Annotated in this window: 12 protein-coding genes; 11 read left to right on the forward strand and 1 reads right to left on the reverse strand. The window is 39.5% G+C overall.

Features of this window, described 5'->3' with window-relative positions; all coding sequences use genetic code 11:
- Positions 1-12 precede the first annotated feature (12 nt).
- The 4 genes from ACXJIN_RS00330 to ligA are packed head-to-tail and all read left to right on the forward strand — an operon-like array spanning position 13 to position 5,804.
- The gene (locus ACXJIN_RS00330) at positions 13-426 is read left to right on the forward strand and encodes an ATP-binding protein (RefSeq protein ID WP_456398509.1); all 414 of its coding nucleotides are present in this window, start codon (positions 13-15) and stop codon (positions 424-426) included.
- A complete protein-coding gene (trmFO, locus tag ACXJIN_RS00335; protein ID WP_456398511.1) occupies positions 423-1,667 on the forward strand; it encodes a methylenetetrahydrofolate--tRNA-(uracil(54)-C(5))-methyltransferase (FADH(2)-oxidizing) TrmFO in 1,245 nt (414 codons plus the stop codon). The genes ACXJIN_RS00330 and trmFO overlap by 4 nt, the downstream gene beginning before the upstream one ends.
- A complete protein-coding gene (locus ACXJIN_RS00340) occupies positions 1,668-3,776 on the forward strand; it encodes an HD domain-containing phosphohydrolase (RefSeq protein ID WP_456398513.1) in 2,109 nt (702 codons plus the stop codon). It abuts the gene before it with no gap.
- 12 nt (positions 3,777-3,788) lie between these two features.
- Positions 3,789-5,804, forward strand: coding sequence for an NAD-dependent DNA ligase LigA (gene ligA, locus ACXJIN_RS00345; protein WP_456398515.1), 2,016 nt, complete (start codon positions 3,789-3,791; stop codon positions 5,802-5,804).
- On the opposite strand, the gene ACXJIN_RS00350 is transcribed toward ligA, so the two are convergent.
- A complete protein-coding gene (locus ACXJIN_RS00350) occupies positions 5,783-6,184 on the reverse strand; it encodes an OsmC family protein (protein WP_456398538.1) in 402 nt (133 codons plus the stop codon). The genes ligA and ACXJIN_RS00350 overlap by 22 nt on opposite strands.
- Before the next feature lie 72 nt (positions 6,185-6,256).
- Here ACXJIN_RS00350 and coaE point away from each other — a divergent pair, with 72 nt between their 5' ends.
- From coaE to ACXJIN_RS00385, 7 genes are all read left to right on the forward strand, one after another.
- Positions 6,257-6,856: a dephospho-CoA kinase gene (coaE, locus tag ACXJIN_RS00355; RefSeq protein ID WP_456398517.1), complete on the forward strand. Its 600-nt coding sequence runs from the start codon at positions 6,257-6,259 to the stop codon at positions 6,854-6,856.
- A gap of 31 nt (positions 6,857-6,887) precedes the next feature.
- Positions 6,888-8,144, forward strand: coding sequence for an ABC transporter substrate-binding protein (locus ACXJIN_RS00360; RefSeq protein WP_456398519.1), 1,257 nt, complete (start codon positions 6,888-6,890; stop codon positions 8,142-8,144).
- Between the two features lie 114 nt (positions 8,145-8,258).
- Positions 8,259-9,443, forward strand: a complete 1,185-nt coding sequence (locus tag ACXJIN_RS00365; protein WP_456398521.1) for a sugar ABC transporter substrate-binding protein — start codon at positions 8,259-8,261, stop codon at positions 9,441-9,443.
- Positions 9,444-9,499: 56 nt separating this feature from the next.
- Positions 9,500-11,206 carry an ABC transporter permease subunit gene (locus ACXJIN_RS00370; protein ID WP_456398523.1) on the forward strand — a complete coding sequence of 569 codons (1,707 nt, stop codon included), beginning with the start codon at positions 9,500-9,502 and terminating at the stop codon, positions 11,204-11,206.
- Positions 11,203-14,001, forward strand: coding sequence for an ABC transporter permease subunit (locus tag ACXJIN_RS00375; protein WP_456398525.1), 2,799 nt, complete (start codon positions 11,203-11,205; stop codon positions 13,999-14,001). The genes ACXJIN_RS00370 and ACXJIN_RS00375 overlap by 4 nt, the downstream gene beginning before the upstream one ends.
- Complete coding sequence (locus ACXJIN_RS00380; protein ID WP_456398532.1) at positions 14,001-15,185, forward strand: alkaline phosphatase family protein; 1,185 nt, start codon at positions 14,001-14,003, stop codon at positions 15,183-15,185. Before ACXJIN_RS00375 ends, ACXJIN_RS00380 begins: the two co-directional genes overlap by 1 nt.
- A gap of 143 nt (positions 15,186-15,328) precedes the next feature.
- On the forward strand, positions 15,329-18,507 hold a 3,179-nt coding region (locus ACXJIN_RS00385; protein ID WP_456398534.1), incomplete at its 3' end, for a fibronectin type III domain-containing protein.

Raw genomic sequence — 18,507 nt, forward strand, 5'->3', positions numbered from 1 at the left:
GGATTAAACGAATTGAGCGAATTTGAGAAAGCCGTGATAGTGCTTCCCGCTTCTGTTAAGGTCGTTAAAGCCACACGCTGCGTTCTTAGAAACCTTCTCATTTCCAACGATGTTAACAACGAGAGTTTGTTATACGATTTGGAGCTCGTACTTTCGGAAGCTTTGGTGAATGTTATAGAACACACGTACAATTTTGATTCTTCTAAACTGATCTCGTGCACCTTCAAAATTGACGATGGATTTTTAGAAATGCGCATAAGGGATTTTGGTCCTAAGGTTGAACTTGAAAAATTAAAGCCTCGTTCACTTTCTCAACCGAGAGAAGGAGGGCTTGGTCTTTATCTGATAAGGAATTTGGTAGATAGTTGGGAATACGAGGATGTCTGTAATGGAAATTCGTTAATACTACGGAGGAAGATCAAGTGATACACGTAGTTGGTGCGGGGCTTGCAGGTTCTGAAATAGCGTTTCAGCTTTCAAACAGAGGTTACGATGTGTTCCTTCACGAAATGAGACCAACTGTCGAAAGTGGAGTGCACAAAAGCGATAAATTTGCCGAGCTGGTTTGTTCAAACTCTTTAAAGTCATTGGATGCTTCTCGAAATGCTTCCGGTCTTTTGAAGAAGGAACTGGAAAAACTGGGTTCTTTCGTATTAAAAGTGGCCAGGAAACATTCAATTCCAGGTGGAAGAGCTCTTGTGGTTGATAGAGAGGCTTTTTCTGAAGAGATAACGGAAACTTTAGAAAGTTCTCCTCATGTTGTTGTGAGGAGGGAAGAAGTGAAAAGCATTCCTCAAGACGAAGATATCTGGGTGATCGCAAGTGGACCGGCAACCTCGGCTGAGCTTTACAAATGGTTGGAAAGGGAATTTGGAAAGGGAGCACACTTTTTTGACGCCGTATCTCCCGTTGTTTCGGCGGAAAGTATTGATATGTCGAAGGCTTTTTTTGCAAACAGGTACGAAGAGGGTAAAGACTATTTGAATTGCCCAATGGAAAAAAAAGAGTACATAGCATTCAGGGAAGCTCTAGTACATGCGGAGGTTTTGCCAATTGAAGGGTTTGACAGGAAGCTGCTCTTTTCACGATGCCAACCCATAGAAGAGATAGCGCGAAGCGGATTGGATGCGATGAGATATGGTCCACTTCGACCCGTTGGCCTTTCAAAAAATGGGAAAAAATATTACGCTGTCGTTCAGTTGAGAAGAGATAACTCTGTGGGAAGCCTTTACAATTTGGTTGGTTTTCAAACGAGACTGAAATGGCCTGAACAAGAGCGGATCATCCACATGATACCGGGGCTGGAAAGGGCTAAGGTAGTTCGCTACGGAGTCATGCACGCCAACGTTTATCTGGAACCTTTTGAGATTATGGATGGTTATTTCAGAGCGAAAAAGGACAAAAGGATATTCTTTGCCGGTCAAATAACGGGGGTGGAAGGATACGTTGAATCCGTCGCGTCGGGGCTTTTTGTAGCCCTTAATTTGATGAGGATTTTGAATGGTAAAAAACCCATAACTTTACCGAAGAAAACCATGATAGGGGCATTGCTTGATTACGTTAGTCGTACTCCTGACTTAAAACCCATGTACGCGAATTTTGGACTTTTAAAAAAAGATGAAGTTGAAGAACTTCCATCTTTTGAAGAATTGTTATTGGAGGATTAGATGAAGGTAAGAACTTATCTTTTCATATGGTTTTTCGTAATTCTTGCAGCATCGATAGGTGTTTTTACATGGTTTGAAGTGAAAACGTACACGTTAAAAAGAGAAAATCTCATCTTCGAAGAAACAAAAAAATACGACTCGTCAATGAAAGATGCGTTTGTAAACGTAGAGCGCGATTTTTCAGCCTCACTTCCGATTTACGCGTACAAATTGATCGGTCAAAAGAATGTTATAGAGGCGCTGAAAAAAATCAGAGACACTTACGGCGCCGATTGGGCCTTCGCTGTTATCGACGGCGAAAGTTATGTTTACCCGGAAGTAAAGCTACAATCTTCCTTCATTGCGCCTTCAAATCCATGGTTTGTGGCTTCCATTTCTTCGATGTTCAAAGTTGTTGAAGACGAATTTTACTCCACTTACTTTCATCGCAATGTCGTTACGATGAGCGTCGCGGTGCAAGGTGAAAAAAACACGTTGATCGGTGGAATTGTCATCAAGGAAAACAGGTTCTTTTCTCTTATAAGTGCCGAAATGGGAAACAAGCACTTTTTCATTCTGAAAGACGGAAAAGTTGTTTATCCACTTACCTATCACAATGAAAAGAATATATCTTCAAATAAAATCGTGAATTTGAACGGTAACGATTATTTGATGAAATTCGAAAGATACGATGATTTAGTGAGAAACGCTGGAATGAATTCCAACACTTCATATGAGGTCGCTTTTTTGATACCGTACGATTCCATTTCAAATGCCGTATTTTCATCGATGAAAAGGGCCATATTCATCTTTTCAATCCTTATCGCCATTATCTTCCTGTCTTTTTTGCTCTCCGCTAACCGCATAGTAGATTCTATTAGCGCGATTTCAACGATAACTTCTCATCTTAATTTGAAAAAGATGGTTTTAAACGTTAATCCTGAGCTTGAAAAAAAGGTTAAACAGTTTAAGGAAACTAGCAAGATATATTCCAAAATCGTTGAAATGGTTCAGGACATAACAGCTCATATGGAAGAATTAAAAGCCACAAACGACGAATTGGAAAGTTCTTATGAAGATATAGAAAATCTTTCCAACAGCCTTGCAATAGAATCTTCAAGATTGAAAGAATTATCTGATTCTTCAAAACTCATATCTTCTTCCAGAAACGTTAATGAAGCCGCCGGAATTCTCCTTGATAAGCTTATAGGTATTTACGGTTGTGAAGGCGCGGCTTTGTTGGATATAAGCGAAAAAAACACGAAAATCGTTCGCTTTGAAGGAAAAAGATTCGATATTCCCTCATTGGGTACACTAAAAGAAGAGATAATGAATGGAAATCTGGCAAGCTTGAATAAAGGAAAGGAAAATTATTACATCGTGCCGATTCTCTTTGGTTCTAGACCAATAGCGGTGCTTGTCATGATGTTTGAAAATAATTTACCTTCACGTGAGGAAATGGAGTACATAACCAATTTTTCCGCGCATTTTGCCGCGCTTTTGAATTCAAACAAAATGATAGAAGAAATGAAAAATTCGTACATTTACCTGGCAGAAAAATTCGCGGAAATAAGCGAAATATACGATTACGAAACGGGAAGTCATGTGGAAAGAGTTGGAAGATATAGCGAATTTTTGGCCAAAAAGCTTGGAATGTCCGACGCATTTGTGGAACAAATAGGCATATACGCCATGATTCACGATATAGGCAAGTTGAAGGTTCCAAGAGAGATATTGATGAAAAATGGCCCCCTAACCAATGAAGAGTTCGAAGAGATGAAAAAACACACCATTTACGGTGAAATGATACTTGGCGACGCCCCATTTCTTGAAATAGCTAGACACATCGCGCGTTATCACCATGAAAAATACGATGGTAGCGGCTATCCGGATGGTCTGAAGGGAAACGAAATCCCGATAGAAGCAAGAATAGTGGCCTTATGTGATGTTTACGATGCCTTACGCTCTCCCAGAAGGTACAAAGCTGCCCTTAGCCATGAAAGAGCTTTTGAGATAATAACAAAAGGCGATGGTAGAACCGATCCAAAGCATTTTGATCCTGAAGTGTTGCTTGTGTTTGAAAAATACCACCACGAATTTGCGAAAATATACGAAATTCTTAAAGGATGACGGTGAATCAAATTGAACGAAATTCCAAAAAAAGTGCGTGAAAGAGTTGAAAAGCTCAGAAAAGAAATAGAGTATCACAACTACCGGTATTACACTTTAAACGATCCTGTTATAACGGACTACGAATACGATATGATGATGAAAGAACTCGTAGAGCTTGAAAAAACTTATCCTCAGCTTTTTTCTAATTCTTCTCCCACACAGAGGGTTGGTTACAAAATACTCAATGCTTTCAAAAGCGTTGAACACCCTTTTTTCATGTACAGCCTTGACAACTCTTATTCAATGGATGACATGGTTGAGTTTGACAGAAGAGTCAAAAAATTGCTTTCCGTTTCACAAATTGATTACGTTTGTGAGATGAAAATAGACGGACTTTCCATACGATTGGTATACGAAAACGGAGAATTAACGTTGGCCGCAACTCGAGGAGATGGAAAAGTTGGAGAAGATGTCACGGAGAACGTGAAAATGATACACACCATCCCTCTAATACTCCAACAAAGAGTGAGCGTGGAAGTAAGAGGTGAAATTTACATGTCGTACACGGAGTTCAAAAAATTGAACTTCCAAAGAGAAAAAGCAGGCCTGCCCCTCTTTGCCAATCCCAGGAATGCGGCCGCTGGAACGCTAAGGCAGTTGGATACTTCGGAGGTTGCCAAGCGCCATTTGGATTCCTTCATATACACTTTGATCTCGCCAGAGAAATACAGTGTGAAAACCCAATGGGATGCGCTGAATTACATGGATAAGTTGGGATTTAAGGTGAACAAAGAATCGAAGTTGGTACATGACCTCAAAGAGATGCAAGAATACCTTGCATGGTGCCAGGAACATCGATACGAGGTGAATTTTCCAATAGATGGTGCCGTTATAAAAGTTAACGACTTTTCCTATCAAGAGAAATTGGGATTTACCGCAAAATACCCAAGATGGGCCATAGCTTATAAGTTTCCCGCTGAACAGGCGAGAACGAAAATCAAAGATATAAAAATCCAGGTTGGAAGAACCGGAATACTTACACCTGTCGCCGAATTAGAACCGGTAAAACTTGCCGGCACGATTGTTAAAAGGGCTTCACTTCACAACTTCGATTACATCCAAAAAAGAGATATTCGCATCGGCGACGTTGTACTTGTTGAGAAAGCCGGCGAAATAATTCCTCAGGTCATCAAACCACTCGTTAAAGAAAGAAACGGCACTGAGAAAATGATAGAAATACCAAAAGAATGTCCTGTTTGCGGTGGACCGGTTGGAAAATTGGATGAAAAAGATGTGGCCATTAGATGCCTTAATCCTTATTGTCCAGCCAAGATAGAAGCGTGGATTGAAAATTTTGCATCTCGTAAAGCAATGGACATACGAGGATTGGGTGAAAAATTGGTGAAAAAATTGGTAAAGTTGGGCATGCTCAAAGATCCATCCGACATTTATGAGCTCAAAGCTGAAGAAATAGCGAATTTGGAAAAGATGGGTAAAAAATCTGCAGAAAATCTAATAAAGGAGATTGAGAAATCAAAAGATGCCCCTTTGCACAAAGTTATAACCGCTTTGGGAATTCCCATGGTAGGAGAAGGAACAGCTTTGTTGCTTGAGAAAAACTTCTCTTCTCTTGAAGAACTTATGAACGCCGATAAGGATTCGCTTATGAAAATAGAGGGAATTGGAGAAAAAGTTGCCGAATCGATAGTCAGCTTTTTTTCTATGGAAAAAACCAAAAAAATGGTTCAAAAGCTTTTATCGCATGGCATAGGAAAGGTTACCACAAGAAAAGAAAATGAATTCCAGCCGTTAAAGGGATTGAAATTCGTGATAACGGGCACTCTTTCCGTTTCGAGAGATAAAATGAAAGAGCGCCTCAGCGCTCTTGGTGCAGATGTTTCTTCAGCTGTCTCATCAAAAACGGATTTTCTGCTTGTTGGGGAAAACCCAGGTTCAAAATTAGATAAAGCAAAAAAGCTTGGCGTAAAAATCTTAAAAGAAGACGAGCTTGAAAGGCTTATCGATCAATCAAAAACCAATTCGTAGGTAAGATTTGATGACTTTTTAAGCATCGCCGAAACGCTGCAGTATTTGTTTTGAGAAAGTTCAACCGCCTTTTCAGCTTTGGCTTTTGAAGGAGCGTTTTTGAAGATGTACTTAAGAAGTATTTTCGTGTAAATTTTAGGGTGTTCAGGTGCTCTTTCGTACTCAATTTCAATGTGAAAATCATTGGGAAGGGCTTTCATTTTCTTCAAAATGGATATGACATCCATGGCTGTGCATCCGGCAAGCGAAACAAGAAGCAATTCCATGGGTCGCGCCGCCGTATCATTTCCCCCACTTTCAACTGAAGAATCCATTGTAACTTCGTGACCTGATGGCGTGTGAGCGATGAATTTCATGTTTTCCTTCCATTGAATGTTCAAACTCATTTTTTACCTCCACTTTTGTGTTGTATGATTTAAGGTACGAAAATTATACCAGAAAGGAGATTTTCTTTGAAAATTGTAGCGATAACGGGTGGAATAGCAACTGGAAAAAGCACAGTTGCAAAATTCGTAAAAGAAATGGGATACCATGTGATAGATGCTGACAAAGTCGGACACGAGATCTTAAAAAAAGATGATGTAAAAGAGCTTTTAATTAAGGAGTTTGGCATTTCTTTGAACGAAAAAAATGAAATTGACAGAAAAACACTTGGAAAGATAGTTTTTTCAGATCGCAAAAAACTCGAACTTTTGAATTCCATAATTCACCCCCGGATCGTAAGTGAGATTTTGAAAAAGATCTCACAACTCTCAAAAAAAGGTGTAAGAGAAGTTTTTGTGGAAGCCGCAGTGCTTTTCGAAATGAAATTTGACAGGTATGTAGATTACGTGATTGTAACAGATTGCTCGAACGAGTTGAGGATAAGTAGACTTATGAAAAGAAATCATATTTCTAGAGAGGAGGCTATAGCAAGGCTAAAAGCACAATTAAAACGTGAAGAATTTTTAAAGAGGGCGAATTATGTAATAAATACCTCAAAGAGTTTGAAACACACTTTCAATCAGGTTTCAGATCTGTTGAATTTGAAACCATGGAGTGATAAAATATAATACTGGTCAATCACAAAAAGGAGGGATTCAAATGAAGAAGATCCTGATCGTTGTTTTGGCTCTGTCTGTCGTTTTAATAGGCAGCGTTTTTGCAGCCAAAACAGTCGTAACGTTCTGGAATTCGATGGGTGGTGCTCAGGGAAAAGCCTTGAGCCAAATAGTCAGCGAATTCAACGCTCAACATCCAAACATTGAAGTTAAATCAATTTATGTTGGTAACTACGGCGTCCTGGTTCAAAAGCTTCTTGCTGGTGCGGTGAGTGGTCAGTTGCCAACAATAAGCCAGGTTTATTCCAACTGGACAGCACAGCTCATGAAATCCAACGTTATTCAACCCATGCAAACTTTCATTGACGATCCAAACGTAGGACTTTCAAAATCACAGCTCAATGACATATGGGCACCTTTTATAAAGGCGAACACGTGGAATGGTAAAATATACACCCTACCCTTCAACAAATCTATCTACGTTCTTTACGTCAACACGGACGATCTTATGCTTCAAGGTCTCGATATTCCGCAAACCATTCCTGAACTCATAAAAGATGCAAAACTTCTTACCGTGAAAGATTCTTCTGGCAAAGTTATCCAATACGGTCTTGGCTTAAGAACAACGGTAGATACTTTTGAAGTCTTCCTGAGACAAGAAGGCGGACACATTTTAACTCCTGATTACAAGCGTGGAAATCTCGACTCTAAAGTTGCCCTTGATACGTTAAAAATGCTTGTCAACCTCGTAAAGAGCGGAACGACATTTGCGCAGGGCGGATATTTGGATGGTCCATTTGGAAATGGAAAAATAGCGATGTACATCGATACTTCGGCTGGACTTTCGTACACGGCAAGAAGTGTTGGTGGAAAATTCTCCTGGACCATCGCTCCAGTTCCAAAAGGAAAAGTTCAAGCTCCACCATTCGCGGGAACGGATATAGCCATATTCAAAACGGCTTCTGAAGCCCAACAAAAAGCCGCGTGGGAATTCGTGAAATTCCTTTTAAAGCCTGAAATTCAAGCGTTCTGGTCCATAAAGACTGGTTACCTTCCAGTTGTCAAAAGTGCACTTGACACGCAAGCTTGGAAAGATTATTCAGCTTCCAACCCGATGGCCAAGGTTTTAATCTCCCAGATTCCATACGGTTCCTTTGATCCGGGAATCGCTTCGTGGTACACGATAAGGACCAAGGTTGGAAACGCCGTTTCCGATGCGATGTTCTTCAAGAAAACTCCGGAACAGGCTCTTCAATACGCTCAAGAACAGATAAACAAGATTCTTGGAGTTAGCAAGTAAAATGAGTTGAGAGATCGGGAAGGTTTTACTCCTTCCCGATTTTGAAGTTGAAGTTTTTTCTACACGGGAGTTTTTATTATAATTGGTATCTTAATTTGAAAGGGGGAATTTTTGATGAAACGCACTTTGTTGTTGAGTTTGGTAATTGTGGGTCTGCTCGCTTTAGGCGTCTTTGCCTCAACGCCCGGAAAATTGTTAATCTGGGCCGATAACGTTCGAGCACCCATTATGAAGCAACTCGCGAATGAATTCCAATCCGTTTACGGTGTGCCGGTAAAAGTTGTTGAGATGAACTTTGGAGACATAAGAAGTAAATTCGTAACGGCCGCATCAGCTGGCCAAGGTCCGGATATAATCATCGGAGCAAACGATTGGGTAGGGGAATTGGCAGCAGATGGCCTGTTGACTCCTATAACTTTCTTGTCTAAAGATCAGCTAAAGGCTTTTGCACCTACCTCTCTTGATGCATTCTCCTACAACGGTAAGCTTTACGGTCTTCCTTATGGAATAGACGTTTTAGCCCTTTTCTACAACAAAGATTACGTTACGGAAATACCGAAAACGGCCGATGCTTTCTTTGAAATGGCAAAACAAATGACTGGTGGCGGATTTTACGGTTTGGCATATGGAGTTTCTGGAAATCCGTACTTCTCCGCTCCTTTCATTCAAGGGTTTGGCGGATACATATTTGGGACCAAAGCAAATGGGGGTTTAAATCCAAACGATATAGGTCTTGCAAATTCCGGAGCGGTGAAAGGGCTTGAATTCATAGTCAAGATGTTCAAAGAAGGACTCCTTCCAAAGGGAGAGGATTACAACACCATGATGAAGCTCTTCGATTCCGGTAAAGCTGCCATGATGATAAACGGTGAATGGGCAGTGCCACAGGTTCAACAAGCCGGTATAAATTTTGGAATTGCTCCAATTCCAGGTGGAAAACCATTCGTTGGAGTACAGGGTTTCATGATCAATTCAAAGTCTCCAAACCAGATTCAGGCTATGGAATTCATGGCCAATTACATAGACACCGAAGAAACGATGTACAAGCTCTGGCAAGCCGATCCAAGGATACCAGCGAGATATGATGTTGCCAAAAAGGCGGAAGCGACCGCTCCATGGCTAAAAGGCTTTGTTGAAGCGTTGAGCAATACCACACCGATGCCAAACATTCCTCAAATGGCATCCGTTTGGAATGCATGGACAAATGCCTTGAACCTTGCCATTAGTGGGAAAGAGTCCGCTCAAGCCGCTCTGAACACGGCAGTTGAGCAGATAAAGGCAGCAATAGCAAAGAAATAATTTAGAATGATGATATGAGGCGGGGTTTTCCCGCCTCATTTTTTGGAGGGATGGTTTTGTCTGTTAAGCGAGTTGCCATTTGGCTCTCTGTAGCCCTTATCGATGCCATTCTGGCATGGTCAATCGTGGTTTTAACTTCAAATGGTTCCTACGGACTAGCCGTGATAGTTGCGCTTTTGCTTATCTTCATCGACTACGCACTTATAAATCCAAAGGGTTATCCTTTTTTATACATGATACCCGCACTCATATTCATGATGATATTAACGGTTTATCCAATATACTACACATTTCAAATCGCGTTTGAAAATTACATGACCGGTTACATGTGGAGCCGCCAACAAGTAATGGATACGTTGTTGAATACCATAGTGATAAAGCCTAACCCAAATTATTTTGATTATTCGATTTACACGCTTTATCATGGCTACACACCAAGTAACAAGTTCATTCTTCTTTTAAAAGAAGGGAAAAAACTTTACATTGCCCAAATGCCAAAAAAGAGCGGACAAAGATATATAAGTCGATTTGAAATGCTCACAGATGGAAGCGTAAACATAGATGGAATAAGGTATTCGATTGTCAGATCTGTTAAAGATCCTTCAAAGGTGATATCAATTTCTTCACAAGAAGGCGTTTACAATTATTTTTACAATCCTTCAGATCGGGATACTTTTCCAAATTTGAAGTTTTTTAACATGCATTATTCTTCTATTCTCAGCAATACCGAATTCATAAATCCGCAGACGGGAACGCTTTTCTTCACTAACAAGTATGGATTCGCGAAACTCGTAACGGCCAAATATGAATATACCCTTTCGAACATGCCCGTTTTGGAAAATGGTAAAAAAGTGGAAAAAACCGTCCTTATAAATACAATTACCGGTTTGCCGGTAATTGAAAAAGACTACGCATTTTGGAATGTAGACCCTCATACTGGGAAAAGAACGAAGATAATGGGTTATTATGGTTACTCGGGGCTTAAAAATTTCAAAGATCTTTTGACCAACAGGCAAATCATGTCCCCATTTTTGTCAGTTTTCATTTGGACTTTCGAATGGGCCGCTTTAAGCGTGTTTTTCACTTTCAGCGTTGGACTGTTCTTGGCAATCGTGCTTAACAACAGAAAAATGAGATTCAGAACAATTTACAGAACCCTTCTTATAATCCCGTGGGCCATTCCCGCTTTCATATCCATAATAATGTTCAGGGTTGGGTTCTTCAACGTGAGTTTTGGAATTATAAACAAAATATTCTTAGAACAATGGCTTCATTTAGGTCCAATAGATTGGTTTGGAAACGCTTTTTGGGCAAAAGTGGCTTTGCTTATGGTAAACACATGGTTGGGATTTCCCTATATGATGGTTATATCTTTGGGGGCTCTCCAATCCATCCCAAATGAATTGTACGAAGCTGCATCCATTGATGGAGCTTCAAAATGGCACGCATTTTGGAAGATAACTTTTCCGTTGCTCATGATCCCGCTTGCACCGTTACTTGTCGCATCGTTCGCCTTTAATTTCAACAACTTCAACGTCATCTACCTTTTGACAGCCGGTGGCCCACCAATACCAAACTCTATAACGCCAGCTGGCCAAACAGATATACTTTTGAGTTACACTTACAACCTTGCTTTTGGAGGCGCGTCGGGAAGAAATTACGGCTTGGCAGCTGCGATTTCAATCTTGATATTCGTCATAATCGCAACGATAAGTGCAGTCAACTTCAAGCTCTCCGGTTCTTTTGAAGAGGTGAATAAATGATGAAAGTCCATCCTATAAGACACGTGGTAATATGGATAGTCATAGCCATAGTGTTGTTTCCTGTGCTCTGGATATTCACGACATCCATCAGAAGAGACAACGCGTATATAAGTTCTTCATTGTTCTCCAGTCAAACAACATGGCAAAATTACATCGATTTGATCGTGGAACCGAAAAACGTTCCCGCTTTGTATAACGAGATTTCGAACATATACAGTCTTGGCGATCCATATGACAAGATGAGTAAAAAAGAAGTGCTGGGAAAGCTGAATTCAGATTTTGAAGCTTACCAAAATTATTTCAACAAGACGTTGAAAATGTCATCTTCAATATACGAAGATGCCAAATGGATAAATACCAATGTTTTACCACAAGCGAAATCCATTGCGCTTGATAACGTTAAAAAATATGGAAAGCAAGATGTTGAATATCTTTCTAGCCTTGCTTCGTATCTTTCAAAAAGATATTCATCATTGGACAAAGAGTACAAGCTCGCAGGGATGTACAAACTTTTGCAGCAGCTTCAAAATGCTCCTGATGAACAGGCTTTAAAAGTTGTAAGTGTTTATTTTCCACAGCTTCAAAAAGGATGGGAAAAGTATCGCGATTCATCCAGGAAAGCCGCTGAAAAGATCAAGAACGTTCCATCGACTGTTTCGAAACTTTTGGAAAAAGATAACGTGAAAGGGCAATCGGCACAGGATTTGATAGATGCTTATCAAGAAACTTATGATATGATGAAAAGCGGAACTTTCTCATATGCGAAATGGTTTGCGCCTATATACCTCAGAAAGATAAACATGGACACCATAAAACTCTCTCAAAAGATGAAAACTCCGGAAAAAGATGAACTCTTGAAGATAAAAACTGAAGTTTTCTCCCTTGTGCAAGGTTTAAGAAATTCAAAATCTTCCTATGATAAGGCTCTCAGCGATGCTTTAAGCACCACGAAAAATGCGTATACAGCGCTTATTGGAAAACTTCAAGCTTCGTTGGACGAACTCAGTTCATCTTATTCTGAAAAGATGTCAGCTCTTGATTCGCTGAAAAACGAAATTGACAAAAATTCTCTCACTTTGACCAAAGATGCTTCGCAGATAGGATTGTTTTCTACGAACATAGTACCAACTTCAATGGCGCTTAGCGAATTCGTTTCCGTGGTAAAAAGCGTCTTGAATTCATCTCAAACTCAACAAGGAACTGGAAATGGCACTTTTTACGATTTTTCATCGTCCATAGATCTCACTCAAAAATGGCTCGGTTATGTTCCGAAAACAAAGGAATTCTCAGAAGTAAAGAAAAAGGTTGAAAACATTTTAAAAGCTCTTGAATTCCTTCAATCGAAAAACGCATTCTTGCTTGCAAATGCGAATTTGGACGCTATATCAAACATCAAATCTTCACTTCCATTTGTCATGATAAAACTCCAAGCGGCGTTGAAGATGTCTTTGCCTGTTTTACAAAATTACTCTTCAACGCAAGCGCAAATATCGCAATATTACGCCAAGTTTCAAAAGATAAATCAAGAGGCGAATAGTTTATCGCAACAGATGGCTTCATTGCGTAAAAAGGTTAACGCCATCAATACGAAAATATTGATCTCTCAACTTTATTATTCAACCATGATATTCAATGAAAAAGCTAAGAAAACGTTCAATTCCATAAATTCTTTCGAGAGTGCCCAAACGTTTTTAAACGATCTCAGCGATTTTTATGCCAGAGTTGAAAACACAGGTTTAAGCGTACCAGCGATTCCATCTTATTCAAGGTATGAAGAATTTTTCAACGTTAAAAAGCTTATGGAAACCTCATCACTTGCCATAGAAACGTCAAAGGCCATCAATCAATTAGTGTCTCAGTATTCTTCTTACATAAATGACTTGAAAAAACGAAGCGCTTCGTATGTAGAAGTTAACATGCTGGGCTTTCCCCTAATGGTAAAAGAATTATCGAGTATGAGTTCTCTTTATCACGGAATGTATGTTTCTAAGATAGGACCGGCACTTGGTATAATCTCAAGGCGAAGTCATGATCTTTCAACTTTAACTTACCTTTCTAAGGCAAAAGGTAAGTTAAATGATATGAACGATAGCGCTTATTACCTGACGCAGTACTGGAAGGTAAAATACGTTCCACCATTTATGAGATGGCTTTTGAACAGTATAATAGTGGCCGGGACGGCAGCCATTATCACCGTCTTTTTGTCGGCATTTATGGCTTATCCATTTTCAAGGTTTAGGTTCGTTGGAAGAAAGTACGGATTGATAGGTTTGTTGCTTGTTCAGATGTTTCCAACCATGATGGCAATGGTGGCACTTTATCTCTTGCTGAATTTCATAGGAAAATTCTTCCCACCGCTAGGTCTGAACACCCTGGGAGGCTTAACCTTCTTGTACATAGGCGGTGGAATAGCGTTTAACGCGTGGTTGATAAAGGGATTTTTTGATGCGATACCAAAAGAGCTTGAAGAAGCGGCAATGGTCGATGGAGCCACAAGATTTCAGACTTTCTGGAGAGTTGTTTTGCCACTTTCCACACCGGTTTTGGCCGTTACCACCATTTTGGGATTCGTTGGAAACTACGGCGATTACATACTCGCTTCCATAGTTCTAACCGGTATAAAACATTACACGTACGCAGTTGGACTTCAAACATTTTCCACAAGTCAATATTCGACCAATTGGGGATTGTTGACGGCCGCGGCGTTGATAGGAATGATACCAATACTGGCGATCTTCCTTGGACTGCAAAGATTCATCGTTGGAGGGTTAACGCAAGGATCGGTGAAAGGATGATGAAAGATTTGAATTTGAAAATGGACTATTCCAATTCTCTCGTGGCTTTGATAAATTCAATAACTGCAAAATTTGGTTTGCTTGCCAGGCACACACCACTGGATGTCGGTATATTGGGAAAGAAATTTGAAAGAGCTGAAAGAGTGGTCCTTCTTTTGGTGGACGCTTGTGGTTACGAGCTTGCCTCTAGAGTATACGAAGAAAATGAGGAAGAGTTGAAAATGTTTGGACCACCGCATCGGCTTTCAACTGTTTTTCCTTCAACAACTGTTGCCGCGCTCACTACCGTGGCGACGGCCGCGCTTCCAATAGAACATGGAATGTTGGGATACGTGCTTTATTTGAAAGAATTTGGTACGTTGGCAAACATGATTGAGTTCGCGCCCATTGGGATGCCAAGGGATTCTCTCATTTCAAGGGGTGCTAATCCTTCGACGTTTTTAGAAGTTTCAACTGTTTACGAAGATCTGAAAAATTACGGAGCCAATCCGCTCGTTATAACTGCCAATGCGTTCAAAGAAAGTGGTCTTTCGAAGGCATTGGATCACAACGCGGCGGTTCAAGGATACATAACGAAAACCGACTTAATGATCAAAATAAGAAAAGCGGTGGAAGCTGAAAAGTACTCTTACATATACGCTTACTGGCCAATGGTAGATGCGATGGGACACATATACGGTCCGGATTCTGAAGAATATTTTGAAGAAGCAAAAGACACGTTGTTAAAATTCAAAGAGCTTGTCTTTGATAGATTGAACGATAAACTAAGAGACACCACCTCTTTTTTGATAGTCGCCGATCACGGTCAAATGAAAGCAAATTGGAAAAACGATTGGATCGTGTCCCCTTTAGATGAGTTTTCTGAAACTTTGGAAATGATGCCAACAGGAGAACCTCGCATGATGTATCTTTACACCAAAGATTTTGAAAAAACCATAAAGGTGGGAAAAGAGTTTTTTAATGGAAATGTGGATTTTTATCCTTCCCTTCAGGCTGTAAAAGATGGTCTGTTTGGAAGTATTTCACCGTCTAAAAAGATGCTTTCCAGAATAGGAGATCTTCTAGCATTTCCAAAAGAAGATCACTCTTTTACCGTGAAATATCTTGGAAGTGAAAGACATTTGAAGGGAAAGCATGGAGGAATTTCAAAAAGCGAAATGGAGATACCATTGTTTTCGTTTTAGATTTTATGTTCTCATCTCATCTCATCTCGTGCGTCACACAAACGTGAGTTCTCATATTGTGGATTACAGCGTCAAAAACCGAAAATAATAAATGTTTTTTACGTACTTTCAAAGATAGTAATAAGCAAAAAGGGGGAATTTTTATGAAATTCAAAATCGTTGGGTTGGTTGTTTCGTTTCTTATTTTGGTGTTATTGCTATCTGGATGTTTTTTGTTTCCAAAAATAAAATCCCCTTTACTATTGTCTCCAAGCAATAAAGCAACAAATGTTTCAATTAACACGTTCCTTCAATGGAGTGATCCAAATCCCAATCCAAGTATTGATAGTTATACAGTATACTTCGGCACCTCAAAAAAACCACATTTCTATCGAATAACAGATAAAACTAGAATTTTGCTGAGAAATTTGAAATATTCAACCGTATACTATTGGCAAGTAGCAATAACACGTAAATCAGGAAACATAGTCAAGAGTGAGGTATGGCATTTCAAGACGATGTCTTTGCCTACCCCATCCACGCCTGTTTTAAGGGCGACAAGCATATCTACCGATACGATAACCTTGCAATGGACACAATCAGATCATGCATCTTCTATAACAATTTATCAAGCAACAAGTGATGTGTTCTCACCAAAAGTGACCTTAACCGGTATTGCCACCTCTTATATTGTTAAAAATTTAATTCCAAATACAGTTTACAAATATTTTGTAGTTGCATCTAATCCATTCGGAAAAGCGACATCTGATATTATTAGTGCGAAAACATTAAAAGTTGTTATTAAACCTGCAGCACCAGAATTTTTCGTTAATTCGCCGAACACTTATTCAGTTGTATTGACGTGGACAGAAGCTTCTACAAATGTAGCCGGTTTTCATATATGGAGGCGTTCAAATTCGCATGAATCTTATATACTTGTTGCATCTGTAAATGGAAGTTCGGCTTCCTATAGAGATATTGTTGAGCCTGGTCATACTTATTCTTATATGGTGAGTGCTTACAATTCTGCTGGGCAATCTTTCTCAAACTCGAAATCTATATTTGTTGGCCAAGACTATTTTCCAATGAAAACGACAAACTCGCTTGTTGATGTTAACTCTAAACCATCTATTTCCCAGTCCAAATCGGTAAAATCCGCTGAAACTAAATCTATTTCCCTTTTTGGATTTGTAAAAAGTGCCGTAGCGGGTGTTTTATCAAACAAGTTAATATCAGTAAATGAAGTGATAAGCTATCAAAAGTCTGTATCGAATGGAGCTACTATTTACACGATTAACATACCTTGTGCATTTTCCGGAGACCCAAGTATTGATATAAAAATTTCCTTCCAAATTAAGAATGGAAAAATCTATATTCAAAATTTTTCATCATCTCCAATTCTTTTGATGAACAGCGTGTACGGCGAAAAACCTTCTTCATCTCAGATCAATGTTGGTACATATAGAAAAAGTGCTACATATATTTCTGAGATGACGATTGGAAATCATTCTTACAGGAACGTGTATAAAGTTACGCTGGCAAACTCTTCAATAAAAATTATTTTCTATTTTGTGCCTCAAGAAGGACTTATAAAATTTGAAATAAGTGTAAATGATTCAACGGCATTCTCTTATACAGTAATATCTACATCTACAACGCTTCCCAATATTTACCCCCAGACACCTGTTATAAGTAATCCACTGAACAATTCAACCGTTTCTTCTATGTTTACCCTCAAATTTACTGGTGATTCAAGTACTTACAAAGTTTATTTGAATTCACAGTTGCTTGTTTCGACATCCGCTACGATGGTAAAAGTTGGACCATTAACAGATGGAGATTACATTTTAGCAGTAAAAGCTGAAAATTCTTACGGACTTGAAACGCTAAGTAATGCTGTGAATTTTACAATTAAAGGCGGATGGGTAGCTACTCCCACATATGTTGTTGGGGATTTTACGAATTGGGCAACAAATTCAAATTATCTCATGACGTACGATCCTGTAAAAAATATTTATTTGTTTAATGCCAATATCCCAACTCCAGCCTCAACGTTAACCTATAGGACAAACAGGTACATGATTGAACAAGTGTACAAGGGAAAAGTTATCAAGTACGGCTATCAGCCTATTCCCGTGTCAAGTGGTAACGTAACGTTCCATTTCAACGAGTCAATGGTCAAACCCTTTACTTCGTTGGGAATTGGAGATAGCTCAAAAGCATCACAGAATTGGTACTTTAGTGGAGATTTCACAAATTGGAAATTCAATAAAATGAACAACAAGGGAAACGGTGTTTTCAAAGTTACTATTTCAACATCCAAAGTCTTTCAGCCAGGTACTTATAATTTCAAGATCACACCGCAGGCAGCTTTCGCAACATCTCCCGCAAGTTTAGTACCTTATTATTTCAACGGCGCTTACGGTGCGTATTATCTTGCAAATGGGAAAATACAGCTTGCCACACAGGCAAATAGCATGACAATAGAATTCAACACGATCAACTCGCAGGTTAAGATCATAAATGCCACCATGAGCGTTCCTTCAGCCTATGTAGGTGGAAACTTCAACGGTTGGAGTGGTAGCAATTCATCATATAAGATGACTTACGATCCCTCAAAAGGGTTATACACGTTGACCAAAACGCTTTCGGCATCTGAAGAACAAGAACAATACGAGTACAAAATCGTTTACAATGGTAAGTGGTATGGAGGGCCTTCCGGAGTTAATATTCCAGTTGAATCGGGAACGACGGTTACTTTTTATTTTAACCCTTCAATTGCCACAGATCCCAACAAAGCTATCGGTGTAGGTGACACCTCAAAAGAGTCTATGACGTGGTACTATGCTGGAGATTTGGGAAACACCTGGAGCACTCCTATGAAAATGACATATATTGGAAATGGCACCTTTGCCGCGACCATTACAGGAAATTTCTCAGTTGGCAACCATTATGGATTTAAAATAACTCCAAATGATAATTGGGCCTATTCTCTTTATTATTATAACAATACTAGATGGGGCAATGGTCAAGGTAGTAATCCAGATGTTACTCCTGGTTATCTATATCTTTCCACATCTGCATCTGTTGTTGTTGTTTACTTTGATGTACTTAACAGTTATGTATGGCTCAAACCGGTGAGTGGCGCGAATATAGGTTATTACGTTGCTGGAAACTTCAATGGATGGAAAAACGTTGTTGGAAATTCCGCTTACAAAATGACAAAAAACGCTTCTGGTATCTATACACTTACGACAACACTATCTGCTACTATTGGACAATACATGTACAAGGTTATTGGCTACACAGGAACACAAGTCATATGGTACGGGGGGCCTGGTTC

This window comes from Mesoaciditoga sp., from assembly GCF_054006115.1.